We start from the raw sequence: 24,058 nt of genomic DNA on the forward strand, positions 1-24,058 counted from the left end.
GCGGGCGGGGGGTCGGCCCGGCACACTGTTCCGATGCTCATCGACCATTGGCCCCTGATCGGGCTTCGCGTGATCTCGCCGCGCCTGGAGCTGCGGCTGCCCACCGAGGACGAACTGGCGGAGGTGGCCGATCTCGCCGGCCGCGGCATCCACCCGCCGGACGCCCGTCCGTTCCTGGTCCCCTGGGGCGAGCTGCCGCCCGCCGAACGCGCCCGGCACGTCGCGCAGATGCACTGGCGGCGCCTGGGCCGCTGGACGCCGCAGGAGTGGGCGCTGAACCTGGTCGCCTTCCACGAGGGGCGCCCGGTCGGTGTCCAGGACGTGCGGGCCAAGGAGTTCGGGCTCCGGCGTGAGGTCGTCTCCGGTTCCTGGATCGGTCTGGAGCACCAGGGCCGGGGCTTCGGCACCGAGATGCGCGCCGCGATGCTCCACCTGCTCTTCGCCGAGCTGGGCGGGCGGTTCGCGACGTCGCTGTCGTTCACGGACAACCTGTCCGCCCTCGCGGTGTCCCGCAAGCTCGGCTACCGCGAGGACGGCATCGAACGCGACGTCCTGGACGGGCAGGTGGTGCAGTCCGTGCGCCTGCGCCTGTCGCGGGAGGACTGGGCGCGGCACGCGCGGACCCCGGTGACCGTCACCGGCCTGACGGACGGCTGCCGCGAGCTGCTCGGGATCGCCGGCTGACGCTCCGGCGAGCCGGGGAACGGGAAGTCGGGCGGGCCGACTTCCCGTTCCCCGGCGCCGGGCGGGTCAGTGCCCGTCCAGGGCGGCGGGCAGGGCCGCGAGGGAGTGCAGGACGCGGATGCCCGGCGCGACCGGGGCGCCGGCGGCGGTGCGGTCGAGCCAGAAGGCGTGCAGGCCCGCGTCGCGGGCGCCGAGCGCGTCGAGGTCGTACCTGTCCCCCACGTGGGCGACCTCGTGCGGCTCCAGGCCCAGGCGCTCGCACCCGGCCCGGAAGATGCCCGGGGCGGGCTTGGCCTCGCCGTGCTCGTCGGAGCAGACCAGCACCTCGTCGCCGAAGTGGCCCAGCAGGCCCACCGCCCGCAGCTTGCCGCGCTGGTGGGCGAGCGAGGAGTTGGAGACGATCCCCAGCCGGTGGGTGGGCGCGAGCGCGGCCAGCGCCGGCGCGGCGTCCGGGAACGCGGCCCAGGCGGCGTCGCGGTGGGCCGCGTACCCGGCGAACCAGGCGGCCGCCCGCTCGTCCGGCAGCCGCTCGGCGCCCTCCTCGCCGAGGCGGGCGAGGAACTGCCGGATGCGCTCGCGCTGCTGGCCCGCGAAGGTCAGCTCCCCGGCCAGGAAACGCGCGTACTGCTCCTGTGTGACGCCCCGCCACAGCGCCACCGCCGCCGCGGGCTCCGGGAAACGCCCCAGCAGGCCCAGCTCGCGCAGGTGCGCGAGGATGCCGGCCTCCTCCGACCCCGAGTAGTCGAACAAGGTGTCGTCGACGTCGAAGAGCACACCCCTGATCGGCACGACCCGTCCTTCCCGCTTCCGCTACCGCTACCGCTTCCGGCCCGGACCCTACGCGACCCCCGGGCCGGGCCCTGCCCGGGGCCGAATGCCGCCGGGGTGGCACTCACCCCGGCGAACGTGAGGCGGCCGGCCGGACGACTCCCGGGTGAGCGGCTGCCGGCGCTCAGGCGGGGGTCGAGGCGGCCGCCAGGAGGGCGTCGAGCAGGCCGGGGAAGCGGGTGTCGAGGTCGGCGCGGCGCAGGCGTACGAAGCGGTTGCGGCCGGCGACGCGGGTGGTGGTGATGCCGGCTTCGCGCAGCACGCGCATGTGGTGGGAGACGGTCGACTTGTGCAGGTGCTCCAGGCCCAGGCCGCGGGGGTCGCAGGAGTGTTCGGCGTCGTCGGCGTAGCTGAGCAGCAGGGTGAGGCGGACCGGGTCGCCGAGGGCGTGCAGGACGGTGACGAGGTCGATGTCGGCGGTGGCGGGCTGGGGCAGCCGCTCGCCCTCGCCCGCGGCGCTCCCGGCGCCCGCAGCCCTCTCGGTGCCCACAGCCCTCCCGGTGCTCTCGGCGCCCGCAGCCCTCTCGGTGCCCGCAGCTCTCGCGGTGCTCGCGGTGCTCGCGGTTCTCGTGGCGCTCATGGCGCTCGGCCTCCGGGGGGTGCGGGGAACGACGGGGAATGAATGGTTTGACAATCATCCACCAATCCCCGAATGTTTGGCGAGCGTCAAACTGTTGCACATCCATCCAACCGTTCCGTTCAACGTTCCGTCCGACCGTTCCGTCCGACGACTCCGCCCCCGGGGGGCCCGCCCGTGCCCGTACGTCTGCTCCTGCTCGCCCTCGGCACCTTCGCCATGGGCACCGACTCGATGGTCGTCGCCGGCATCCTCGGCCCGATCTCCGCCGACCTGGGGGTGACGGTGCCGGCCGCCGGCCAGCTGGTCACCGTCTTCGCCCTCGGCTACGCGCTGCTGGCCCCGGTGCTGGCCACGCTCACCGCCCGCTGGCCGCGCCGGCGCCTGCTGCTGACCGCGCTCGCGGTGTTCAGCGCGGCCAACGCGCTCAGCGCGCTCGCCCCCACCTACGGCCTGCTGCTGGCCACCCGCGTCCTGGCCGCGGCCGGCGCCGCCCTCTACACGCCGACCGCCAACGCGGTGGCCACCACCCTGGTCGCCCCCGAGCGGCGCGGACGGGCGCTGGCGACCGTGCTCGGCGGGATGACGGTGGCCACCGCCCTCGGGGTGCCGCTGGGCACCTGGGTGGGGCGCGCCGACTGGCGGCTGACCATGTGGCTGGTGACCGCGCTCGGCCTGGCCGCGCTGGCCGGCCTCGCCGCCCTGCTGCGCGGCCTGCCCGCCCCCACCGCCGCCCCCACCCTCCGGGCCCGCCTGGCGCCGCTGGGCCGGCGCCGGGTGCTGGGCGCCGCGGCCACCACCCTGGTGTTCTTCCTCGCCTTCCAGAGCGTCTACATCTACCTGGCCACCGCCGTCTCCGGGGCCACCGGCGGCGACGCGGACCGGCTGAGCGTGGTCCTGCTGACCTGCGGCGTGATGTCGGTGGCCGGCAGCTGGCTGGGCGGGCGCCTGGTGGACCGGGCGGGGGTGCGGCGGGTGCTGCTGGCCGGCTCGGCCGTCGCGGCGTGCGCGTTCGCCGCCCTGCCGTGGCTGGGGCGCAGCATGCCGGGGGCGCTGGTGTACGCGGTGGTGGTGCCGCTGGCGGGGTGGGCGGTGTCGGTGGCGCTGCCGCACCGGCTGGCGTCGATCGATCCGGGGAACGCGCCGGTGCTGATCTCGTTGAACAGCAGTGCGCTGTACCTGGGGACGGCGGCCGGGGGTGCGGCGGGTTCGGCGGCGGTCGCGGTGCTGGGCGGGCGGTGGTTCCCGCTGGCGGCGGCGGTGCTGGCGGCGGTGGCGTGCGCGGTGGCGGCGGCGACCACGCGCGACGAGCGCTCCCCCGCGTCCGCGTCCGCGTCCGCTCCGGCGGTGGCGGCGCGGTCCTGAGCGCCGGTCCTGAGTGCCGGTCCCTGAGTGCCGCTCCGGGCCCGGGCCGCTGTCCGGGCCCGGGCGCCGTACGGCCGTGCGGCCGTGCGGCCGCCCCGCGCCGGGGGCGGCCGCACGGGGCCGTCAGTTCCCGAGGACCTCGCCGACCAGGGCGCGGGCCTCGTCCTGGACCCGGGCGAGGTGGTCGGGGCCGTGGAAGGACTCGGCGTAGATCTTGTAGACGTCCTCGGTGCCCGAGGGGCGGGCGGCGAACCAGGCGTTGTCGGTGCAGACCTTGATGCCGCCGATCGGGGCGCCGTTGCCGGGGGCGGCGGCGAGGACGGCGGTGATCTTCTCGCCGGCGATCTCGCCGGCGCCGACCCGTTCGGGGGACAGCCGGGCCAGGCGGGCCTTCTGCTCGCGGTCGGCGGGGGCGTCGACGCGGGCGTAGGCGGGGGCGCCGTGGCGCCGGGTCAGTTCGCCGTAGCGGGCGCTGGGGGTGTCGCCGGTGACGGCGGTGATCTCGGAGGCGAGGAGGGCGAGCAGGATGCCGTCCTTGTCGGTGGTCCACACCCCGCCGTCGCGGCGCAGGAAGGAGGCGCCGGCGCTCTCCTCGCCGCCGAAGCCGATCGAGCCCTCCAGCAGGCCGTCGACGAACCACTTGAAGCCGACCGGGACCTCCACCAGGGTGCGGCCGAGGTCGGCGGCGACGCGGTCGAGCATCGAGGAGGAGACCAGGGTCTTGCCGACGCCCGCGTCGGCGGGCCACTCGGCGCGGTGGCGGTAGAGGTAGTCGACGGCCACCGCGAGGTAGTGGTTGGGGTTCATCAGCCCGCCGTCGGGGGTGACGATGCCGTGCCGGTCGGCGTCGGCGTCGTTGCCGGTGGCGATGGCGTACTCGGCGCGGCGGGTGATGAGGGAGGCCATCGCGAACGGGGAGGAGCAGTCCATGCGGATCTTGCCGTCCCAGTCCAGGGTCATGAAGCGCCAGGTCGGGTCGGTGAGCGGGTTGACGACGGTCAGGTCCAGGCGGTGGGTGTCGGCGATGCGTGCCCAGTAGGCCACCGACGCCCCGCCCAGGGGGTCCGCGCCGATGCGCAGGCCCGCCGCGCGGACCGCGTCCAGGTCCAGGACGGAGGGCAGGTCGTCCACGTAGGCGGTGAGGTAGTCGTGGCGGGCGGTGGTGGCCGCGGCCAGGGCCCGCGCGTAGGGGACCTTCCTGACGCCGCGCAGGCCCTCGCGGATCAGCTCGTTGGCGCGGTCCTGGATCCACCCGGTGGCCTCGGAGCCGGCCGGGCCGCCGCTGGGCGGGTTGTACTTGAAGCCGCCGTCGCGCGGCGGGTTGTGCGAGGGGGTGACCACGATGCCGTCGGCCAGCGCGCGGGGGCTGCGCCGGTTGTGGGCGAGGATCGCGTGGGAGACCGCCGGGGTGGGGGTGTAGCCGTCGGCGGCGTCGATCAGCACGTGCACGCCGTTGGCGGCGAGCACCTCCAGGGCGGTGACCTTCGCCGGCTCCGAGAGGGCGTGGGTGTCGGCGCCGAGGAACAGCGGCCCGGCCACGCCCTGTTCGGCGCGGTACTCACAGATCGCCTGGGTGGTGGCGGCGATGTGGTCCTCGTTGAACGCCGCGTCCAGCGAGGAGCCGCGGTGCCCCGACGTCCCGAACGCCACCTGCTGCCCGGGCTCCTGCGGGTCCGGGTGCAGCGCGTAGTAGGCCGTCACCAGCCGCGCCACGTCCACCAGGTCACCGGGCTGCGCCGGCTGCCCGGCCCGTGCGTGTGCCATCCGTCTTCTCCCGCCAGTTCCGACTTGTGTGCCGTACGCGTGCTTGCCGCCCCCGCGTCACCGATCGTAGCCAGAAGACGACGGTGCCCCGAACCGCGGCGGGCGGTCCGGGGCACGGCAGTCCGGTGAAGTCTTGCCGCTCAGCCGGGCAGCTGCTGGCGGTAGGGCTGCAGGGCGGGCGCGGTGGTGGTCGCGAGGAACTCGGTGACCCGGTAGGCGCACACCCCGGCGACCACGAACGGGTCGGTGGCCGCCAGCGCCTCGATCGCGGCCCGGTCCTCCCCCACGGCCAGGATCACCCCGCCCTCACGCGGCACCTTGCGCCCGGAGGCGAGGAACGTGCCCGCCGCGTAGTGCACCTGCAGCCACTCGACGTGCTGCGCCAGCACGGCGTCGACCTGCTCCAGCTCGGCGGTGTAGCTCAGCTCAAGAACGAACATGCGCCCAGGCTAGACCCGGGCGGGCAGGCGGTCGCGGCAAGGGTGGGCGAGGGCGGATTCGAACCGCCACAGCCGAAGCGGGGCCTTTACAGGGCCTTGGGCTCGCCGGTGCCCAGCTCGCCCTCGAAAAGGGGGCGTCAGCACCCGTGCACGACACGGAAGAGGAGAACAGGAGCGTGCGGATCGCCCGGCTACGGGCGGGCGGCGGCGCGGCGGGCGTACGGGGGGCGGTGATAACCGCGGCCACGGGCCGGTACGGCGGTCATGGCGAACTCCCCTTTCGCTGCGCGGTGGTGTCCGGCGCCGTGCGGCGCGGTACGACCCCACTGTGCCGCAGTGCCGAGCCGGGCCGCAAAGGGTTTTCCGTTCCCGGCCCCGGGAGGGTGCCGACCCCAATCCTGCCAGGTCAGGCAACGTTTCGGTAGGACTCAGCACACCCTTCTTCGGTCTTGCCGCGCGGTGGGCGCAGCCCGCAGACTCGTGCAACATCCCACCCCCTTCCACGGCCTGACGTGCCGGCGTCCGCGTTGCGGGCGGCCGGTGCGTGGTGCCGTCGTGCCCGCGGGCCGGCCAGGGCGGGTGGGTGAAGCAGGGCAGGACGACGAAGGGGGACACAGGCATGGACGTGAACGGGGACCTGGTGCTGAAGGCGCGGGTGCGGCTGCTGAGCCACAACGAGCGGGTGCTGCACGGCGAGGAGGGGCTGTGGGTGTACCGGACGCTGTTCGCGGTGACGCCGCACGTGTACGCGTACAAGCTGGCGCTGGTGCTGCGGGAGGCGGCGGAGGGGCCGCGGGTGGCGGGCCTGCCCGGGGCGCGGGAGGCGTTGCTGGCCGAGGCGCGGGAGGCGGCGGCGCGGATCCCGGGGGACGCGCCGGTGTACCAGCGGCGGATGTGGGAGCAGTCGGTGACGGATCTTCGGCTGACGGAGCAGCAGGTGGGGCGTACGGGGCTGTAGGTGGTCGCGGGATGGTTGCGGTACAACAATCCCTTTGTGGCGACTGATCGGAGAACGTGATGAGTGGGTCGGGACTGTCGCGGCGTTCGCTCCTGGCGGGAGCGGTGGCCGGGGCCGGGGCCGTGGTCGTCGGCTGGGACACCGGCGCGCGGGCGTGGGCCGCCGGGCCCGGTGCGGACGTGGCGCAGCTGCCGGTGCTGGACGGGTCGGTGACGCTGGAGGGGGCGGGGCTGGAGCGGTTCTCGTCCGACTTCGGGCATCTGGTCACGGCGGCGCCGCGGGCGGTGCTGCGGCCCGGTTCGGTGCGGGACGTGCAGCGGGTGGTGGCGTTCGCGAGCAGGCACCGGATCCCGGTGGCGGTCAACGGGCAGAGCGGGGACGTGGCGCAGGTCGGCGCGGCGGGGCTGGAGTCGCACTCCAGTTACGGGCAGGCGAGCGCGTGCGGGGGGATCGCGATCGACGCGCGCGGCCTGTCGCAGGTGGTGTCGGTGGGTCCGGGGCGTGCGGTGGTGGAGGCCGGGGCGACGTGGGCGCAGGTGGTGGAGGCGGGGCTGGCGGCGGGCTGGGTGCCGCCGTGTCTGACGGACTACCTGCACCTGTCGGTGGGGGGCACGCTGAGTGTGGGCGGGATCGGCGGCGGGGTGCAGCGGTTCGGTCTGCAGGCGGACCGGGTGCTGGAGCTGGAGGTGGTGACCGGTACCGGTGAGCTGCTGACGGCCTCGCCGGTGCGCAACCGGGAGCTGTTCGAGGCGGTGCTGGCCGGCGGCGGGCAGGCCGGGATCATCGTGCGGGCGACGCTGGCGCTGGTGCCGGTGCGCGAGCGCGCCCACGTGTTCTCGCTGTACTACGACGACCTGGACGTCTATCTGGCCGACCAGGAGAGGGTGATGGCCGAGGGCCGTTTCGACCTGCAGGTCGGCGATGTGGAGCGCAGCGCGGACGGGTCGCGGTGGCGGTACAAGGCGGAGCTGGTGGCGTTCGCGGACGCGGGGCACGCAGTGGACCGCGAGGCTCTCCTCGCCGGGCTGCGGCCGGCGGCGGGCGGGGTGTCGGTGGTGGAGCAGGGCTGGCGCGAGTACGCGTTCCGGGTGGACGCGTTCGCGGGGTACCTGCGGGCGGCGGGGTTGTGGGGGCTGCCCAAGCCGTGGCTGAGCGTGTTCCTGCCGGCTTCGACGGCGGGGGTGTTCATGGCGGAGGCGGCCCGGGTGCTGGGGCCGGCGGATCTGGGGGCGGGGCTGCTGCTGTTCTACCCGTATCTGCGCGAGCGGGTGAAGGCGCCGCTGGCGGTGCTGCCGCGTGGTGAGGTGGGCTGGCACTTCGACCTGCTGGCGTTCCCGGGGCCGGGGGCGGACACGGCGGCGATGCTGGAGCGCAACCGGCGGCTGTACGACCGGGCGGTGGAGCTGGGCGGCAAGCGGTACCTGATCGGGGCGGTGCCGGGGATGACGGGGGCGGACTGGCGGCGTCACTACGGGGGGCTGTGGGAGCGGGTGGCGCGGGCCAAGCGGCGGTTCGACCCGGCGGGGATCCTGGCGCCGGGCCAGGGCATCCACGCGGCCTGACGGGCGGACGGCCCGACAGGCCGGCGGGGCCGGCCGCGCGCGGGGGGCGCGGCCGGCCCCGGGTGTCAGCCGATCTCCATCTGCGCCATCATGCCCATCGCGGAGTGGTCCAGCAGGTGGCAGTGGTAGGGGTAGCGGCCGCGGTAGGAGTCGAAGGTGGCGTGCAGGCGCACGCTTTCGCCGGGCAGCAGGCGCACGGTGTCCTTGAGGCCGGACTCGGCGGGGCCGGGTGCCTTGCCGTTGCGTTCCAGTACGCGGAACTGCACCAGGTGCAGGTGGAAGTTGTGCGGGACGTCGGTGTTGGCGTTGACGACCGTCCAGATCTCCGAGGTGCCGAAGGCCACCTGTGCGTCCACGCGGTCCGGGTCGTACACCTTGCCGTCGATGAGGCCGCGTGGCGCCGAGCCGGCGGTGCCTTCCTCGACCTTCAGCACCACGGTGCGCTCGCGTACGGCCGCGCCGGGCGCGGGCAGGGTGCGCAGGGTGTCGGGGACGCCGGAGGGGTCGGCGGCGGAGCGCACGATGTCGAAGCGCATGACCTGGCCGACGTGTTCGGCGGGGCCGGGGGGCAGGGAGTTGGTGAGGACGACGGTGGAGCCGACCTTGTAGCGGGAGAAGTCGATGACGACGTCGGCGCGCTCGCCGGGCGACAGGTCGACGGTGTCGGTGGTGTAGGGGTGTTCCAGCAGGCCGCCGTCGGAGCCGATCTGGGTGATCGGGCCGCCGTCGGCCAGGCGCAGGGAGAAGAAGCGCAGGTTGGAGGAGTTGAGCAGGCGCAGCCGGTAGCGGCGGGCGGCGACCTCGGCCTTGGGCCAGGGGCGGCCGTTGGCGAGGATGGTGGTGCGGTTGAACGGGTCGTCCATGCGGTAGACGAGGTTGCCGGAGGCGTCGAAGCGGGCGTCGCGCAGGGCGATGGGCAGGTCGTAGCGGCCGGTGGGCAGCGGCAGGGCGCGTTCGGTCTCGTCGGTGAGCAGGTAGGTGCCGGCCAGGCCCCGGTAGACGTGCTCGGATTCCATGTGGTGGGCGTGGTCGTGGAACCACAGGCTCGCGTGGGGTTGGTCGTTGGGGTAGGTGTAGGTGCGGCTGTCGCCGGGGTCCAGCAGGTTCATCGGGCCGCCGTCGCTGGTGACGGGCACCCGGGAGCCGTGCAGGTGGACGGAGACGGCGTCGTCGAGCAGGTTGGTCTGGCGCACGATCACCGGCCGTCCGGAGCGGGCGCGGATGACGGGGCCGGGGAAGGCGCCGTTGTAGGTGAGGACCTCGGTGCGGTGCCCGGGCAGGATGCGGGCGAAGGAGCGGAGCATGGTGACGGCGTAGGTGTCGGCGCCGCCGTCGGTGGAGACGGGGCTGAGCACCGGGGGCACCGGCAGCGCGGTGGTGAACTTCTCGACCAGGCCGGGGCCGGCGTCCGGGCCGGGGTCGGGGGCGTCGGTGCCCGACGGGTGGGGGTGGTGGGCGGCCGCGTCCTGGACGGCGGCGGCGGAGGCCGCGTCGGCGGAGGCGGCCGGGCGCAGCGTGGTGCGCATGAGCAGGACCCCTCCTCCGGTCGCCAGGGCGGCGCCGATCATCCTGCGTCTGGTCACCATCGCGTGTTCCTCCCGCGTGCTCCCCCGCCTGCCCTGCGGGTGCGGGGCGGCCTTGTCCGGGGGTGATTGCAGCAGCGCCGCCTTGGGTGCGGCTTGGGTCCGGCTTGGGCGGGCGGGTGCGGGCGGGGTGGGGGCGTGCGGTGGCGGGGCGGGGGCGGGTGGGGGTGGTGGGGGCGGGGGGCGGCGGTGAGCTGCGGGTGTTGCGGGCGCGTTGCGCGGCGCCTCCACGGTGGCTCGGGGTGCGGTCGAGGAAGGCTCGCGGCACGAGGCAGCCCCGGGCCCGGTGGGCTCGCAGAGGACTCGAAGGGAAGGGCCCAAGCGTGGACCTGCGGTACTGGCTGCCGAGGGCGGCCGAGGTGGCCGAGCGGTGGGGCGAGCGGTTCGGTGCTTTCGCCGCGCACCCCTCGCACGCGGTGGACGAGGCGGAGTTCGCCGTCGCGTTCGAGCGTTTCGCCAAGCGTCTGGAGCACAACTACCCGTTCTTCCATCCGCGCTACGCCGGGCAGATGGTCAAGCCGCCGCATCCGGCGGCGCTGGTGGGCTACCTGACGGCGATGCGGTTCAACCCGAACAACCACGCCTACGAGGGCGGGCCGGCGACCAACGACATGGAGCGCGAGTGCGTGGCGCAGCTGGCCGCGATGTTCGGCCTGCCCGCGCACGTGGGTCATCTGACCAGCAGTGGGACGATCGCCAACCTGGAGGCGCTGTACGTGGCGCGTCAGAGCCATCCCGGCAAGGGGGTGGCCTACAGCGCGCAGGCACACTACACGCACAGCCGGATGTGCCATGTGCTGGGTGTGCAGGGGCACGCGGTGGCGTGCGACGCCGAGGGGCGGATGGATCCGGGGGCGCTGGAGGAGGTGCTGCGCACCGGCCGGGTGGGCACGGTGGTCGTGACCTGCGGGACCACGGGGGCGGGTGCGGTGGACCCGGTGCACGAGGTGCTGGCGCTGGCGCGCCGGTACGGGGCGCGGGTGCACGTGGACGCCGCGTACGGCGGGTTCTTCGCGCTGCTGGCCGCGGACGACGCGACGGCTGCGGGGCTGGGCATCGACGTGGCGCCGTGGCGGGCGATCGCCGGCTGCGACTCGGTGACGGTCGACCCGCACAAGCACGGCCTGCAGCCGTACGGGTGCGGTGCGGTGCTGTTCGCGGATCCGGCGATCGGCCGGCACTTCGCCCATGACTCGCCGTACACCTATTTCACCGATGCCGAGCTGCACCTGGGCGAGATCAGTCTGGAGTGCTCGCGGGCGGGTGCCTCGGCCGCGGCGCTGTGGCTGACGCTGCAGTTGCTGCCGCTGACCGCGCAGGGGCTGGGTGCCGGTCTCGCGGTGGGCCGGCGGGCCGCGCTGGCCTGGGCCGGCCTGATCGAGGCGAGCGGTGAGCTGACGCTGTACCAGCGGCCGCAGCTGGACATCGTGACCTACTTCCCGACCCCGGCGGGGGTGCCCGCGCTGTCGGCGGTGGACGCCGCGAGCGAGCGGGTGCTGCGCCGGGGCATGGCCGATGAGCAGGACCCGGTGTACCTGAGCGTGCTGCGTGTGGACGCCGCCGACTTCGCGCGCCGTCACCGGGGGGTGGTGGCGGACGCCGACGGGGCGCGGGTGCTGCGCAGTGTGCTGATCAAGCCGGAGGCGCAGGCGTGGCTGCCGCGGCTGCACGCGCGGGTGGCGGCGCTGGCCGCCGAGGCGGTCGCCGAGGTGGCCGTGCCCGCCGCAGTGCCCGCCCCTTCGTCCTCCCCTTCGTCCTCTCCCTCGTCTTCCCCCACGCCCGCCGTCGCGCCCGTACCGCCTGCCCCCTCGTCCGTCACCTCGCCCGAGGAGAGTGCCCGTTGACCACCGTCACCGCCCTGCCCGCCGCCCCGGGCACCGCCCCGCGGCCCGCCGCCGGGGCCGCCGATGCCACCGGGGCCGCCGCGGCCGCTTCGGCCGCCGGCGTCGCCGTACGCCGGGCCCGCCCGCAGGAGGCGCCCGCCCTGGCCCCGCTGCTCGCCGAGGCCTTCGCCGACGACGCGCTGATGCTGTGGGCCTTCCCCGACCCGGAGCACCGCGCCCGGGTGATGCCCGCCTTCTTCCGCGTCCACCTCGAACAGTGCCTGGCGCACGGGGGCGTCGTGGTCGCCGCCGACGACACCGGCGCCCTGCTGGGGGCGCTGCTGTTCCTGCCCCCGGGCGTGTGGGAGGACCCGGGGCACGCCGACGGCGCCGCCACCCGCGCCCTGACCGAGGCCATCGACGCCGACCGGCACGGCGAGTCCGCGCGCCGCCTGGACGCCATCACCCGCCTGCAGCAGCACCGCCACCCGCGCCACCGCCCGCACTACTACCTGGCGTTCATCGGCGTGCACCCGGGCGCCCGCTCCGCCCGCGCCGGCGAGGCGATGCTGGACGCCGTCCTCGCGGAGGTCGACGCCGCCGGGCAGGCCGCCTACGCCGAGACCAGCTCCACGGGCGGCGCCCGCCTGTGCGAGACCCACGGCTTCACCCGCTTCGGCGAGGCCATCGCCCTGCCCGGCGGCGGACCCCGCCTGGCCCCGGTGTGGCGGGGGCCCCGATGACCGCGTCCGCACCCGCCGCCGAGAGCGCCCTGCGCCTGTTCAGCGCCGAGCACATCGACGCCGGCCACGCCGCCGCCCACCCCGAGGCCGGGGAGGTCCTGGCCTGGGCCCGCCGCTTCCTCACCACCGCCCACCCCGACCTGGGGCGCAGCGGCCCGGTGTGCCCGTACACCCAGCCGTCGCTGCGCCGGGGCCTGTTCCACATCGCGGTCGCCGACGGTGACGGGAACGGGGACCTTCCGGCGCTGGTGGGTGAACTGCGGGCCCGTTACGACGCGTTGCTGGCGGAGCTGACCGAGGAGTCGGACCGTGAGCTGCTGACGGTGCTGCTGGTGCTGCCCGCGCTGGACCGCGCGGACTCCACGGCGCTGGACGAGGCGCAGCGCAAGGCGAAGGACGAGTTCGTCGAGCAGGGCCTGATGATCGGGCAGTTCCATCCGGTGTGCGAGGAGCCGGGCCTGTGGAACCGGACGTTCCGGCCGCTGCGGGCGCCGGTGCCGCTGCTGGCGGTGCGCAAGCTGCTGGTGTTCGACCTGCCGTTCCTGACCGGGGACGAGACGCATCTGAACCACTACCTGGCGCGTTTCGCGCCCGAGGTGCCGGCGCGGATCCGTGACCAGCTGGTCTCCAGTGTGCGTGCCCATCAGGGGTCCGTTTCCTGACCCGTACCCTCTCCCCCTCGCGCGCGCGGAGCCGGCCGGTGCCCGGCTCCGCGCGCGCCTTTGGGGCGGTGCGGTCAGAGGCCGAAGTTCCAGTCGACGATCATCTGCAGCAGGTCCTTGCGTTCGTCCACGAAGTCCATCGCGATCACGCCGTAGTGCGCGCGCTGGGAGATGCGCGGCGTCAGGTAGTCCTGGATGGAGGGGTTGACGACCTTGGCGATCTTGTACGGGTCCTCGGGGAAGCTGCTGGCGCTGGCGAAGTGGATGTACAGCTTGTCGTCGTCCTGGTGGTAGAACGCCTGGTCCAGTCCCCACTTGACCCGCTGGACCTTCTGGCTGGACCCGTCGCCGAAGTAGTCCTGCAGCCAGATCCGGGAGTCGTCGCCCCAGCGCAGGGGGTCGTAGCGGCCGTCGCCCCAGGTGAAGTCCGACATGATGGGGATGATCTTGCCGCGGACCTGGCCCAGCGTGGGCAGTCCCTTGGGGAGCGAGCCGGCCTTGGGGAGCCAGAACCAGGGCCGGTAGTTGCCCTTCCCGTCAAAGCCGTCCATGTAGTAGTTGAAGATCTCGCTGAAGCGGTAGTCCTGCCCCTCGGTGTATTCCTTCCGGATCCGCATGATGATCGTCTCGTGGGGGTTCGACTTCAGGAAGTCGATGCACTGGTTCAGCACGTCGCCGAAGTTGATCTTCTGGTAGATCTTGTCGTGGTGGATGGTGAAGACGTCACCCATCACCCGGCACCGGATGTCGAGGAAGCGCACCCCCGCCTGGAGTTGCTGGGGAATGCGCCACTCCTGGCACTGGGCGTAACCGAAGGCGCCGCCGTCGTAGAGCGCGCAGGTCTCGTGGGTTCCGGGGATCGTCAGTTGCGACAGCTTCACGTTGTCGCCCAGCAGCGACATCCACTTGTTGGTGGGGCGGTGGACGAGGCGGTCCGGTGCGGCGGAGGCAGGCGCGACCGAGCCGGCGATGCCCAGGGCGCCGGTGGTGGCCGCGAGCGCCGCGCCCCTGAGCAGGGTCCTACGGTTGATCGGCATGCACGAAACCTCCGGTTGCGGGCCCGAGGGCGATCGGGCGCGAGTGTGTCTCCTGCCCGTCTCAACGGGCCGCCGCCGCAACGGGGTTCATCGTCCGCGAACTTCCCCGCGCGGGCGGACACCGGTGGCGCGTTCCCGCGGGCGCGATCCACAACGCCGTGCAGACGCCGCGCCGGGCGCACGCGTACGGCAAGGCCCGGCGGCCGGCGGGCGAGGCGGTCAGCGGGCGAGGCGGCCGCCGGGCGAGGCGGTCAGCGGGCGAGGCGGCCGCCGGGCGAGGCGGTCAGCGGGCGAGGCGGCCCATCAGGGCGGAGGCGGCGGCGATGCCGGCCAGGGCGGCGGCGGTGAGGACGGCGAAGTCCAGCGGGAGGTGGGAGGGGGTGCCGATGAGCAGGCCGCGCAGCGCGTCGACCTGGTAGCTGAGCGGGTTGGCCTTGCTGACGGCCTGCAGCCAGCCCGGCATCAGCTCGACCGGGTAGAGGGCGTTGGAGGCGAAGAACAGCGGCATGGTGATGGCCTGGCCGATGCCCATCAGGCGGTCGCGGGTGAGCACGATCCCGGCGATGGCCATCGACAGGCAGGAGAAGAACGCCGAGCCGAGCAGCACGGCCGCCACCACGCCGAGCAGGCGCAGCGGGTTCCAGGTCATGGCGACGCCGAGCGCGGCGGCGATCAGCACGACGACGGCGGCCTGCAGGACGGCCTTGACGCCGGCGGCGAAGGCCTTGCCGGTCACCAGGGCGGCTCTGGGGGTGGGGGTGACGAGGAGTTTGGTGAGGACGCCGGAGTCCCGCTCCCAGATGATCATGATGCCGTAGAAGATCGCGATGAACATCGCGGACTGGGCGATGATGCCGGGCGCGAGGTAGTCGAGGTAGGGGATGCCGCCGGTGGGGATGACCTTGAGGCGGGTGAAGGTCTGGCCGAAGATCAGCAGCCACAGGGCGGGCTGGATCGCGCGGGTGTAGAGCTCGGTGCGGTCGTGGCGCAGTTTCTGCAGTTCGACCGTGCACATCGCGGTGACGCGGGCGGGCACCAGGCGCCAGCCGGTGCGGGCGCGCGGGGGCACCAGGAGCAGGGCGAGGTCGGGCCCGGCGGCGGGGCCGCCTTCGGGGGGTTCAGCCGACGCGGCCTGCGGTGCGGCGGGTGCGGCGGACATCGCCGAAGTCTCCTTCCGTGGCGTCGGCCAGGTCGCGGCCGGCGTAGTGGCGGAACACGTCGTCGAGGGTGGGGTCGTCCTGGCGCGGGTCCGCCCGGCGCACCCGGTCCTTGAGCTCAGCGGGGGTGCCGAGCGCGCGGATGCGCCCGCGGTCCATGAGGGCGATGCGGTCGCAGTGGCGGTCGGCCTCGTCCATGATGGGCCCCTCCTGCCCGCCGGCGGGCAAGGAGGGAGGGTGGTGACCAGGACGGTCATGCCGGTGGCCTGGCGGACGGCGTCCACGCGTTCCCACACGCCGGTGCGGGCGATCGGGTCCAGGCCGATGGTGGGTTCGTCCATCACCAGCAGGCGCGGGGCGCTGACCAGGGCCTGGGCGAGTTCGAGGCGGCGCACCATGCCGCCGGAGTAGGTGGCGGCCATGCGGTCGGCGGCGCCGGTGAGGTCGACGGCGGCCAGGGCCTGGGCGACGCGTTCGGCGCGTTCGGCGCGCGCGACGTCGAAGACGCGGGCGAACAGGGCGACGTTCTCGCGCCCGGTCAGCCCGGAGTCGGCGGACAGCTGCTGGGGCACGTAGCCGAGCAGGCGGCGCACCTCCATGGGGCGGCGGGCGGCGTCGTGGCCGAAGACGCGGACCATGCCGGCGCCCACCGGCAGCAGGGTGGTGATCGCGCGGATCGTGGTGGTCTTTCCCGCGCCGTTGGGGCCGAGCAGGCCGAACACCTCGCCGGTGCGCACGGTGAGGTCGATGCCGTCCACGGCCCGGGTCTCGCGGCCCCTGCCCCGGCGGCCGCGGCCGAAGGTGTACTCCAGGCCCTCGCACACCACGGCCTGCGGCGGGCTCATCGTCCCTCCTCGGGCAGGTCGCGCAGGCCCCGGGCGACCGAGCGCAGCGCGGGCAGGGCGGCGGTCAGGGCCTGCTGCTGGTCGGCGGGCAGGGCGGCGACGATCTCCTCCATGAGTGCGCGGCGGCGCCGGCGCCAGTCCTCGATCCGCTCGACGGCCGCGTCGGTGGCGAACAGCAGGGCGGCGCGGCGGTCGGCGGGATCGCTCTCGCGGCGCAGCAGGCCCTGGGCGGCGAGCTGGTTGACCAGGGTGGACACCGAGTTCCCGGCCAGGCACAGCTCCTCGGCGGCGTCCGAGACCCGCAGGCCGGGGCTGTCCGTGACCAGGCGCAGCAGTTCGACCTGCGCGCCGCGCAGCCGCGGCTCGTGCGCCGTCCGCCGCAGGCGGCGGCGGACCAGGCGCTGGATGCCGACGAGGAGGGCGGAGAACTCGTCGGCCGGCGCGGTGGACGGTGCTGCGGGCTGCGTCACGGCCATGGTTCCAGTTTAGCTCTCAGTGAGAGCTATCCGTCGAGAGCGCCCGGGCGCCCAGGCGCAGCGCTCGTACGGGCGGGGGCGGACGTACGAGCAGGGGCGGGCGTACGAGCAGGGGCGGGGCGGGGGCAGGAGGCGGGGGAAGGGACCGGGGAAGGGCACTGCCCGCTGCGCTCTGGTGCCGCTGGGGCAACTCTGACACCATCTCAGCCGACGTGAACAAACAGTGTGCCAATCGTTCACGTCAGCCGCACAAACCCAGTCGTGTCGTAGAGCGCCGAGAAGAATTCCGAGGCCGCGTTGAAGACCTTGAAGACCTTGAAGACCATACGGAACCACGTCCCGAAGCTGATGACGGTCGTGCTGTTGCTGCTGGGCATGGCGGCCGTCACCACCGCGCAGGCACAGGCGGCCCCGCAGCGGGTCACCGCCGGCGCGACCGTCTGCTCGAACTCGCCCATCCCGCCCGGGTGGGTCGTCACCAGCTCCTACCGCAGCAGCGGCTGTCCGGGCACCGGCGTCTCGTACACCATCGCCGACGCGACCGGGCAGACCTATCTGAACGTGTGCTCCTTCTCGCCCATCCCGGCGGGCTGGGTCGTCACCAGCTCCTACAGCAGCAGCAGTTGCGCGGGCACCGGCGTCGCCTACTCCATCGGCAACGTCACCAACCAGACGTACGCCAACGTCTGCTCCATGTCGCCCATCCCGGCAGGGTGGGTCATCACCAGCTCCTACAGCAGCAGCAGTTGCGCGGGCACCGGCGTCGCCTACACCATCGGCAACGTCGCCAACCAGACCTACGCCAACGTCTGCTCCATGTCGCCCATCCCGGCAGGGTGGGTCATCACCAGCTCCTACAGCAGCAGCAGCTGCGTCGGCACCGGCGTCGCCTACACCATCGGCAACGTCGCCAACCAGACCTACGCCAACGTCTGCTCGATGTCCCCGATCCCGGCAGGGTGGGTCATCACCAGCTCCTACAGCAGCAGCAGCTGCGCGGGCACCGGCGTCGCCTACACCATCAGCAAGATCACCAACCAGACGTACGCCAACGTCTGCTCCTTCTCCCCCATCCCGGCAGGGTGGGTCATCGCGAGCACCTACAGCAGCAGCAGCTGCGTGGGCAGCGGCGTCGCGTACTCCATCAGGAAGGTCTGACCGGCCGCCGCCGGTTCCGGGGCCCTGCCGCACCGGGTGCGGCAGGGCCCGCCGCAGCGCAGGGTTCAAGTGGGGCGTTGGCCGTGGAGGAGGACGGGCAGGGCGCGGCCGGCGAGGGCTTCGGTGACACGGGCGGCCTGAGCGGGGGCCATGGCGTTCGGGAGTTCGCGCACGGGGACGAAACGGGCCCCGAGCAGACCGCTGTACTGCCGCGCGGGGACGGCGATGTGGGTCCCGTCGCGGACGGTGCCGCCGTCGAAGACCAGGCTCAGGCGTTCCAGGTAACGGTCGGCGGGGGTGAAGTCGACGGCGAGGACATCACTCAGGCGCAGGTGCAGGCCGGTCTCGGCGTGCAGGTGCCGCGAGGCCGCGAGGTTCGGCGGCTCGTTGGGCTTCGCCGAGCCGCCGGGCAGGATCATGCCGTCCAGGTAGTCCGGGTCCACGAGCAGGACGTCACCGCGCCGGTTGCGCACGAGGACGAGACAACCGAGCCGGCACACCGGCGGCTTGGCCAGCAAACGGGGGTCTTGCACAGTGAAGTTCACTTTCTCAGCGCACGGGACAGGAGGAGGCACAGGCCCGCCCACCACAGCAGACGGGCCAGATGATCAGTCGTCATACGTCAGGCGCTCGTACCGCAGCCCCTTGCGCAGCAGGTCCAGAACGCGCAGCAGCTCCAGCGGCCGGGCCGCACCCAGATCGACCAGGTAGGTGCCGGTCCTGCGCCCGAACTCCCAGTCCACGGCGATCGAGGGCAACGTCACCCCGCCCAGGGCGAGGACGGACACCAGGTCCTCCACGATGGAAGCGGCCTGCCGCCGCTGCTCGGCCGTCACCCGCGAGAGCACCGACCCCATCACCGCTCCCCCGGCCTCGGATGCACCTCGAAGAGGCGCCAGGCACTGTAGGCGTCCCCGAAGAAGGTGAACGAGGCCAACTCACCGGAGTCCCGGCACAGCCACTCCCCCGTGATCTCGTTACGAACCCGGTAGCACTGCGCCCCCGGGTCGAAGCGCACCCCGTACCCGTGCAGCCGGGGAACCTGGTCATGAGCCATGGGAGAACCCTCCGCGATCGATGTTTCACGTTCCGTGCACATGGTGGCGCGTCGTCACCTAGCATCGGAAGCGTCAAACGACTTGACCTAGCGGGCACGTTGTTTTGGAGCAGCCATGGTGAACATCAAGGAAATCGACCCGGCGTCCGGCCCCTGGGCCCCTTTCGCGGTCCAACTCCGCAACTCACGCAGGGCGAAGGGCCTCCTGCAGCACCAGCTTGCCCGCAAGTGCGGGGTCAGCGCGTCGTACGTCTCGTTCGTTGAACTTGCCCGCCGGCCTCCGAGTGAAAAGTTTGCTACCAAGGCCGACGAAGTCCTGGAAACGGGCGGGACTTTGATGCTGATGTGGTGGCAGCACAAGCACACAGCCCTGGTGCCGGGCTTCCCCGAGTACGCCAACTACGAGAACCGGGCCGCAGAGGTCAGACTGTTCTCGATCGACATCGTGTCCGGGCTGCTACAGACTCCGGCATACGCCAGCGCTTGGGAAGCCGGCAACGTCAGGCGTGGAACCGCAACTGCCGAACAGGCCGAGGAGCGGGTCAACTTCCTCATGACACGCCAGCAGTTTCTGGCCCGCACGCCAGCTCCGCTGCTTCACGCTGTTCTCGACGAGAGCTGCCTGCGCAGGCCTGTCGGCGGGGCGAAGGTCATGATTGAGCAGCTACTGCGCCTTGAGCAGCTGGCGACGGCTCCCAACATCGTCATCCAAGTAGCCCCGTACTCCTTGGGCGAGGAGCGACCGTTCAGCTCCCATGTGACCTTGCTGACGATGCCGGACCGCAAGCTGCTCGGATACGGTGAGACCGAAGTCCGGGGCTACCTTGATCGCGATATCGACACTGTTCTTCCGCTGTCCAGGGGCTACGATCGGCTGCAGATCGAAGCACTGAATCAGGCCGCATCGATGGAAATGATCCGTGCGGTACGGAAGGGCTATGAGGATGCACGTTGACCTGACCCACGCTGGCTGGCGCAAGAGCACCTACAGCGGCGGGCAGAACGGCTGCGTGGAGGTCGCCGACGGCTTCACCGGCGTCATGCCCGTCCGTGACTCCAAGGACCCGAGCGGCCCCGCCCTCCTCTTCTCCTCCTCCGCCTGGCAGTCCTTCGTCACCGCCGTCCGCACCGGCGAATTCGACGCCCGGTAGGCCTACTTCGCACCGGAGTGGGAAGTCGACCCCATCGACTTCCCACTCCGTTCGCGTACCCAGACCAGGAGGACCCCGCCATGGACCCCGCCCACATCACCACCTGGCGAAAGAGCACCCACAGCGGCAGCGGCGGCCAGTGTGTGGAGGTAGCCGACGGCATCCCCGGCACCGTCCCGGTCCGCGACTCCAAGGACCCGAGCGGCCCGGCCCTCCTCTTCCCCTCCCCTGGCTGGCGAGCCTTCGTCACCGCCGTCCGCACCGGCGAATTCGACGCCCGGTAGGCCTACTTCGCACCGGAGTGGGAAGTCGACCCCATCGACTTCCCACTCCGTTCGCGTACCCAGACCAGGAGGACCCCGCCATGGACCCCGCCCACATCACCACCTGGCGAAAGAGCACCCACAGTGGACAAGGCGGCCAGTGCGTCGAGGTAGCAGACGGCATCACCGGCGTCGTCCCCGTGCGCGACTCCAAGGACCCGAGCGGCCCCGCCCTCCTCTTCCCCTCCTCCGCCTGGCAGTCCTTCGTCACGGCCGTCCGCGCCGGCGAGTTCGACGCCGCCCGCTGATCCCGCTTCGCGCGACGCCGCCCGCCCGCGGTGGCCGGGTCATGCGGTGCGGCGCGGCGTCACTGCGCGTGCGGCTCGGGTGTGTTGGCGCGCAGGAGGGCGTCGTCGATCGGCGGACAGGCCAGCGGTTCGGCGGCCGGGCGGAAGCCGGCGAGGACGATGGCGAGGTGGCGGCGCCAGACGCCGGGCACCTGGCCCTCGGTGTCGTCGATCAGGACGCGCAGCGCGAGCAGGCAGGCGTACACGTCGGTGAGGGTGATGTCCTCGCGGATCCGGCCGGCGTGCCGGGCTCTGGCGAGGAGGTCGCCGACGAGGGTGAGCAGTTCGGCGCGGCGTTCGTCGGCCTCGGGCGGGATGGCCGCCCACAGGCGGGTGAGCCAGCCGTGGCGCACGGCCAGCACGGCGCCGGTGTCCCAGAGTGCCTGTTCCAGGGCGAGCTCGTCCGGCTGCTGCTCGGCGGCGTGGCGGAAGCAGGCGAGGATGGAGTCGAGGATCTCGTCGCTGAGTGCGGCGAGCAGGGATTCCTTGGTGGGGAAGCGGCGGTAGAGGGTGCCCATGCCGACGCCGGCGCGGGCGGCGATCTCCTCGACGCCGGCGTCGGGGCCGAGTTCGGCGAAGACCTCCCACGCGGCCCGCAGCAGCTTCTCCCGGTTCTGTGCCGCGTCGCGGCGCAGGGGCCTGGGTGTGGCGGGTGCGGGCCGGTGGGGGGTGGTCATGGGGGGCGGCTGGTCCTTGTGCTCGGTCACCGGCTCGCCGTGGCGGGCCGGGGCGTTCCCACGCTGTGGTCGCCGCGGCGGCGCCGGGCCGTCGGGATGGCGAGGGACACGGCGGCGGCGAGCCCGGCGCTGAGGGTCAGGAACCAGAAGGTGCCGGTGTAGCCGGAGTCGTCGGGGAACGGGTGGGCGGCCGTGACCCCGGAGGACAGGATACTGGCCGTCGCGGCGCTGCCGACGGCGCCGCCGATGGTGCGGATGTCGGCGTTCATGGCGCCGGCCACGCCGCTGTGGGCGGGCGGGACGGCCTCGACGACGAGGGCGGACACGGCGCAGGAGGCGAGGCCGAGGCCGACGCCGATCAGGGCCGAGGCGGTGTGGATCTCCCAGGTGTGGTCGTGGCCGACGGCCGGCAGCGCGAACGGGGCGATCATGATCATGCTGCCGGCGATGAGCACGTGCTTGGAGCCGAAACGGTGCGTGAGGGGGCCGGCCAGCACGCCGAGGACGAACATGCCGCCCGTCATCGGCAGCACGGAGAGCCCGGACCGGGTCACGCTCGCGGTGAAGCCGTACCCGGCGAGGCGCTCGGGCGTCTGGACCAGCTGCGGCAGGAAGGTCATCAGGACTCCTTCGTGGATACCCCCGGCTTCAGCCGGGGGAGGAAACGAAGCTCCCGCGTAGCGGGGCAGGGATAGCCGATTCGCCGCCAGGGCGGACCGGCGTCTCGGTAGGTTGATCACCCGCAGGTGGTCACAAAGATTGCCGCTAATGTGTGATGCATGACGCCCACTCAGGTGAAGCGGGCCTTCAAGTTCCGCTTCTATCCGACCGATGCGCAGGCGGCTGAGCTGTCGCGCACGTTCGGGTGTGTGCGGCTCGTCTACAACATGGCGTTGCATGCCCGGTCCGAGGCGTGGACGATGCGGCAGGAGCGGGTGAACTACAACGCCACGTCCGCGATGCTGACGGCGTGGAAGAAGACCGAGGAGCTGGCGTTCCTCAACGAGGTCTCCTCCGTGCCGCTCCAGCAGACTCTCCGGCACCTGCAAGGGGCGTTCTCCAACTTCTGGCAGAAGCGGGCGAAGTACCCCCGGTTCAAGTCGAAGAAGAAGTCCCGCGACAGCGCCGAGTACACCACCAGCGCATTCCGGTACCGCGACGGTCAACTGACACTGGCGAAGATGGCGGAGCCGCTGCGTATCGTGTGGTCGCGTCTCCTGCCCGAAGGGCAGTCGCCGTCCACGGTGACCGTGTCCAGGGATGCGGCGGGGCGCTGGTTCGTCTCCATGCTGTGCGAGGACCCCGGCGTCAAACCCCTGCCCGCGCTTGGCACGGCGGTGGGTATCGACGCCGGGATCACCAGTCTGGTGACGCTCTCCACCGGGGAGAAGATCACCAACCCCCGGTCCGAGCGCAAGGACCGGGAGCGTCTGGCCAAGGCCCAGCGGGAACTTGCCCGCAAGGCCAAGGGCTCGAAGAATCGCGAGAAGGCCCGCGAGAAGGTCGCCCGCGTCCACGCGAGGATCGCCGACCGGCGCAGGGACTTCCTGCACAAGCTCACCACCCGACTCGTCCACGAAAACCAAGTGGTCGTGATCGAGGACCTGACCGTCCGCAACCTCCTCAAGAACAAGAAGCTCGCCCGAGCCATCTCGGACGCTTCCTGGACCGAGCTGCGGACCATACTGGAGTACAAGTGCGCGTGGTACGGCCGCGACCTGGTGACCATCGACCGGTGGTTCCCCAGCTCCAAGCTGTGCTCGGCCTGCGGAACCATCCGCGACAAGATGCCCCTCAACGTCCGCGAGTGGGCGTGCGACTGCGGAGCAGTCCACGACCGCGACGTGAACGCGGCACGCAACATCCTGGCCGCCGGACTGGCGGTTGCAGCCTGTGGAGACGGTGTAAGGCCTCAACGGAGCACTCCGGGCGGGCAGTCGTCGATGAAGCAGGAAGTCATCCCACCGCAGCGCACACGCGCAGCGGCTCAGCCGCGAGGCTGAGGGGAATCCCCTCCCTCCTGGGGAGGGGAGGAAGTCAACGACGCGTACATCCCGATGCCGAGGAGCAGGGCGACCAGGTTGGCGGCCCACACGGCCGGCACGCGCATCATCCGCAGGTCGATCAGCGGGTCGTCGGAGCGCAGCTCGGCCGCGATCCAGCAGGCGCAGAGGACCGCGGCGGCGGCGAACAGGGCCGTGGTCCGCGGCGAGCCCCAGCCCCACACCGGGCCCTCGCTGACGGCCGGCAGCAGGGCCGCCGGCCAGGCGGGGAGCAGCAGTGCGGCGCCCCGGCTGATCCGCCGGGGGGTGCGTGCCGGGGATTCGGGGACGAACAGGTGGGCGGCGATGGTGGCGGTGCAGGTGAGGATCATCGGTGCCCAGAACAGCCAGTGGTAGTCGAGGTGGTCGACGATCGGCCCGGCGAGGGTCAGGCCGAGTGCGCTGCCGGCGGCGGTGATCGCGGCGGTGAGGCCGACGGCGCTGCGGGCCTTGGCCGCGGGGAACTCGTCGCGGATGATGCCGAACGCCAGTGGCACCACGGCGCCGCCCAGGCCCTGGATGACGCGCGCGACGATCATCGGGCCGATGGAGTCGGCGGAGCCGGCCAGGGCCGAGCCGGCGGCGAGCGCGACGAGGGTGACGATCAGCATCTGCTGCTTGCCGGTCCTGTCGCCGATCCGGCCGAGGATCGGGGTGGCGACGAAGGCGGACAGCAGGTGGCCGGTCATCAGCCAGGTCGCGGTGGACTGGGTGGTGTGGAGGTCGGCCATGAGGGTGGGCAGGGCGGGGACGACCAGCGACTGCAGCAGGGAGTTCGCGCCGACGCCGAGCAGCAGCACGGCGAGGGTGAGGTTGTGGTGCGGGCGGGTGCGTGTTCGGGGCATGGGTGCGGGCTCCA

27 protein-coding genes, 1 tRNA gene and 1 pseudogene are annotated in these 24,058 nt (G+C 72.9%); 13 read left to right on the forward strand and 16 right to left on the reverse strand.

Annotated elements, in window-relative coordinates; translation table 11 throughout:
* The first annotated feature begins 33 nt into the window (after window positions 1-33).
* Window positions 34-684, forward strand: coding sequence for a GNAT family N-acetyltransferase (locus tag ABTY56_RS28195; protein ID WP_350632004.1), 651 nt, complete (start codon window positions 34-36; stop codon window positions 682-684).
* Window positions 685-750: 66 nt separating this feature from the next.
* On the opposite strand, the gene ABTY56_RS28200 is transcribed toward ABTY56_RS28195, so the two are convergent.
* Both ABTY56_RS28200 and ABTY56_RS28205 read right to left on the reverse strand, forming a co-directional pair.
* A complete protein-coding gene (locus ABTY56_RS28200) occupies window positions 751-1,473 on the reverse strand; it encodes an HAD family hydrolase (RefSeq protein WP_350632005.1) in 723 nt (240 codons plus the stop codon).
* 163 nt (window positions 1,474-1,636) lie between these two features.
* Entirely contained in the window at window positions 1,637-2,002 is a 366-nt protein-coding gene (locus ABTY56_RS28205; RefSeq protein WP_350632006.1) for an ArsR/SmtB family transcription factor, read from the reverse strand.
* A 264-nt stretch (window positions 2,003-2,266) separates the two neighbouring features.
* Between ABTY56_RS28205 and ABTY56_RS28210 the strand changes: the two genes are divergently transcribed.
* The gene (locus tag ABTY56_RS28210; RefSeq protein WP_350632007.1) at window positions 2,267-3,454 is read left to right on the forward strand and encodes an MFS transporter; all 1,188 of its coding nucleotides are present in this window, start codon (window positions 2,267-2,269) and stop codon (window positions 3,452-3,454) included.
* A 123-nt stretch (window positions 3,455-3,577) separates the two neighbouring features.
* On the opposite strand, the gene pgm is transcribed toward ABTY56_RS28210, so the two are convergent.
* The 3 genes from pgm to ABTY56_RS28225 form a co-directional block, all read right to left on the reverse strand.
* On the reverse strand, window positions 3,578-5,218 hold the full coding sequence (gene pgm / locus ABTY56_RS28215; RefSeq protein ID WP_350632008.1) for a phosphoglucomutase (alpha-D-glucose-1,6-bisphosphate-dependent): 1,641 nt from the start codon (window positions 5,216-5,218) through the stop codon (window positions 3,578-3,580).
* Window positions 5,219-5,358: 140 nt separating this feature from the next.
* On the reverse strand, window positions 5,359-5,658 hold the full coding sequence (locus tag ABTY56_RS28220) for a YciI family protein (RefSeq protein ID WP_350632009.1): 300 nt from the start codon (window positions 5,656-5,658) through the stop codon (window positions 5,359-5,361).
* 43 nt (window positions 5,659-5,701) lie between these two features.
* Window positions 5,702-5,781: transfer RNA gene (locus ABTY56_RS28225), tRNA-Tyr, on the reverse strand.
* A gap of 496 nt (window positions 5,782-6,277) precedes the next feature.
* Between ABTY56_RS28225 and ABTY56_RS28230 the strand changes: the two genes are divergently transcribed.
* A complete protein-coding gene (locus ABTY56_RS28230; protein ID WP_350632010.1) occupies window positions 6,278-6,616 on the forward strand; it encodes a hypothetical protein in 339 nt (112 codons plus the stop codon).
* 59 nt (window positions 6,617-6,675) lie between these two features.
* Window positions 6,676-8,178: an FAD-binding protein gene (locus tag ABTY56_RS28235; protein WP_350632011.1), complete on the forward strand. Its 1,503-nt coding sequence runs from the start codon at window positions 6,676-6,678 to the stop codon at window positions 8,176-8,178.
* A gap of 65 nt (window positions 8,179-8,243) precedes the next feature.
* Here ABTY56_RS28235 and ABTY56_RS28240 read toward each other — a convergent pair whose 3' ends face one another.
* Complete coding sequence (locus tag ABTY56_RS28240; RefSeq protein WP_350632012.1) at window positions 8,244-9,764, reverse strand: multicopper oxidase family protein; 1,521 nt, start codon at window positions 9,762-9,764, stop codon at window positions 8,244-8,246.
* Between the two features lie 320 nt (window positions 9,765-10,084).
* On the opposite strand from ABTY56_RS28240, the gene ABTY56_RS28245 reads away from it, so the two are divergent.
* The 3 genes from ABTY56_RS28245 to ABTY56_RS28255 are packed head-to-tail and all read left to right on the forward strand — an operon-like array spanning window position 10,085 to window position 12,989.
* The gene (locus tag ABTY56_RS28245; protein ID WP_350632013.1) at window positions 10,085-11,605 is read left to right on the forward strand and encodes a pyridoxal phosphate-dependent decarboxylase family protein; all 1,521 of its coding nucleotides are present in this window, start codon (window positions 10,085-10,087) and stop codon (window positions 11,603-11,605) included.
* Window positions 11,602-12,327 carry an N-acetyltransferase gene (locus ABTY56_RS28250; protein ID WP_350632014.1) on the forward strand — a complete coding sequence of 242 codons (726 nt, stop codon included), beginning with the start codon at window positions 11,602-11,604 and terminating at the stop codon, window positions 12,325-12,327. Before ABTY56_RS28245 ends, ABTY56_RS28250 begins: the two co-directional genes overlap by 4 nt.
* A complete protein-coding gene (locus tag ABTY56_RS28255) occupies window positions 12,324-12,989 on the forward strand; it encodes a DUF6875 domain-containing protein (protein ID WP_350632015.1) in 666 nt (221 codons plus the stop codon). The genes ABTY56_RS28250 and ABTY56_RS28255 overlap by 4 nt, the downstream gene beginning before the upstream one ends.
* A 74-nt stretch (window positions 12,990-13,063) precedes the next feature.
* Here ABTY56_RS28255 and ABTY56_RS28260 read toward each other — a convergent pair whose 3' ends face one another.
* From ABTY56_RS28260 to ABTY56_RS28275, 4 genes and pseudogenes are all read right to left on the reverse strand, one after another.
* A complete protein-coding gene (locus ABTY56_RS28260) occupies window positions 13,064-14,026 on the reverse strand; it encodes a phosphatidylinositol-specific phospholipase C (RefSeq protein ID WP_350632016.1) in 963 nt (320 codons plus the stop codon).
* Window positions 14,027-14,309: 283 nt separating this feature from the next.
* Entirely contained in the window at window positions 14,310-15,185 is an 876-nt protein-coding gene (locus ABTY56_RS28265; protein ID WP_350632017.1) for an ABC transporter permease, read from the reverse strand.
* Window positions 15,145-16,028, reverse strand: a pseudogene (locus tag ABTY56_RS28270) (ATP-binding cassette domain-containing protein). Before ABTY56_RS28270 ends, ABTY56_RS28265 begins: the two are co-directional and overlap by 41 nt.
* Entirely contained in the window at window positions 16,025-16,504 is a 480-nt protein-coding gene (locus ABTY56_RS28275; protein ID WP_350632018.1) for a MarR family winged helix-turn-helix transcriptional regulator, read from the reverse strand. Before ABTY56_RS28275 ends, ABTY56_RS28270 begins: the two are co-directional and overlap by 4 nt.
* 315 nt (window positions 16,505-16,819) lie before the next feature.
* On the opposite strand from ABTY56_RS28275, the gene ABTY56_RS28280 reads away from it, so the two are divergent.
* Window positions 16,820-17,662, forward strand: coding sequence for a hypothetical protein (locus ABTY56_RS28280; protein WP_350632019.1), 843 nt, complete (start codon window positions 16,820-16,822; stop codon window positions 17,660-17,662).
* A 65-nt stretch (window positions 17,663-17,727) separates the two neighbouring features.
* Here the strand turns inward: ABTY56_RS28280 and ABTY56_RS28285 are convergent, their stop codons facing one another.
* The 3 genes from ABTY56_RS28285 to ABTY56_RS28295 form a co-directional block, all read right to left on the reverse strand.
* A complete protein-coding gene (locus ABTY56_RS28285) occupies window positions 17,728-18,135 on the reverse strand; it encodes an NUDIX domain-containing protein (RefSeq protein ID WP_350632020.1) in 408 nt (135 codons plus the stop codon).
* A gap of 135 nt (window positions 18,136-18,270) precedes the next feature.
* The gene (locus ABTY56_RS28290; protein ID WP_350632021.1) at window positions 18,271-18,519 is read right to left on the reverse strand and encodes a hypothetical protein; all 249 of its coding nucleotides are present in this window, start codon (window positions 18,517-18,519) and stop codon (window positions 18,271-18,273) included.
* Window positions 18,519-18,719 carry a hypothetical protein gene (locus ABTY56_RS28295; protein WP_350632022.1) on the reverse strand — a complete coding sequence of 67 codons (201 nt, stop codon included), beginning with the start codon at window positions 18,717-18,719 and terminating at the stop codon, window positions 18,519-18,521. The genes ABTY56_RS28290 and ABTY56_RS28295 overlap by 1 nt, the downstream gene beginning before the upstream one ends.
* A gap of 115 nt (window positions 18,720-18,834) precedes the next feature.
* Between ABTY56_RS28295 and ABTY56_RS28300 the strand changes: the two genes are divergently transcribed.
* The 4 genes from ABTY56_RS28300 to ABTY56_RS28315 all read left to right on the forward strand — a co-directional run bounded on the left by ABTY56_RS28300 (window position 18,835) and on the right by ABTY56_RS28315 (window position 20,441).
* On the forward strand, window positions 18,835-19,674 hold the full coding sequence (locus ABTY56_RS28300; protein WP_350632023.1) for a helix-turn-helix domain-containing protein: 840 nt from the start codon (window positions 18,835-18,837) through the stop codon (window positions 19,672-19,674).
* A complete protein-coding gene (locus ABTY56_RS28305; RefSeq protein ID WP_350632024.1) occupies window positions 19,658-19,870 on the forward strand; it encodes a DUF397 domain-containing protein in 213 nt (70 codons plus the stop codon). The genes ABTY56_RS28300 and ABTY56_RS28305 overlap by 17 nt, the downstream gene beginning before the upstream one ends.
* Window positions 19,871-19,950: 80 nt before the next feature.
* A complete protein-coding gene (locus tag ABTY56_RS28310) occupies window positions 19,951-20,154 on the forward strand; it encodes a DUF397 domain-containing protein (protein ID WP_350632025.1) in 204 nt (67 codons plus the stop codon).
* Between the two features lie 80 nt (window positions 20,155-20,234).
* A complete protein-coding gene (locus ABTY56_RS28315; RefSeq protein WP_350632026.1) occupies window positions 20,235-20,441 on the forward strand; it encodes a DUF397 domain-containing protein in 207 nt (68 codons plus the stop codon).
* 59 nt (window positions 20,442-20,500) lie between these two features.
* Here the strand turns inward: ABTY56_RS28315 and ABTY56_RS28320 are convergent, their stop codons facing one another.
* Window positions 20,501-21,157 (reverse strand): TetR/AcrR family transcriptional regulator, encoded by a 657-nt coding sequence (locus tag ABTY56_RS28320; protein ID WP_350632027.1) that lies wholly within the window; start codon window positions 21,155-21,157, stop codon window positions 20,501-20,503.
* 26 nt (window positions 21,158-21,183) lie between these two features.
* Window positions 21,184-21,777 (reverse strand): MFS transporter, encoded by a 594-nt coding sequence (locus tag ABTY56_RS28325; RefSeq protein WP_350632028.1) that lies wholly within the window; start codon window positions 21,775-21,777, stop codon window positions 21,184-21,186.
* 159 nt (window positions 21,778-21,936) lie between these two features.
* On the opposite strand from ABTY56_RS28325, the gene ABTY56_RS28330 reads away from it, so the two are divergent.
* The gene (locus tag ABTY56_RS28330; RefSeq protein ID WP_350632029.1) at window positions 21,937-23,160 is read left to right on the forward strand and encodes an RNA-guided endonuclease InsQ/TnpB family protein; all 1,224 of its coding nucleotides are present in this window, start codon (window positions 21,937-21,939) and stop codon (window positions 23,158-23,160) included.
* Here the strand turns inward: ABTY56_RS28330 and ABTY56_RS28335 are convergent.
* Complete coding sequence (locus ABTY56_RS28335) at window positions 23,145-24,044, reverse strand: MFS transporter (RefSeq protein ID WP_350632030.1); 900 nt, start codon at window positions 24,042-24,044, stop codon at window positions 23,145-23,147. The genes ABTY56_RS28330 and ABTY56_RS28335 overlap by 16 nt on opposite strands.
* Window positions 24,045-24,058: the final 14 nt, after the last annotated feature.

Source organism: Kitasatospora sp. NPDC097691, from assembly GCF_040302665.1.
Lineage (GTDB): Bacteria > Actinomycetota > Actinomycetes > Streptomycetales > Streptomycetaceae > Kitasatospora.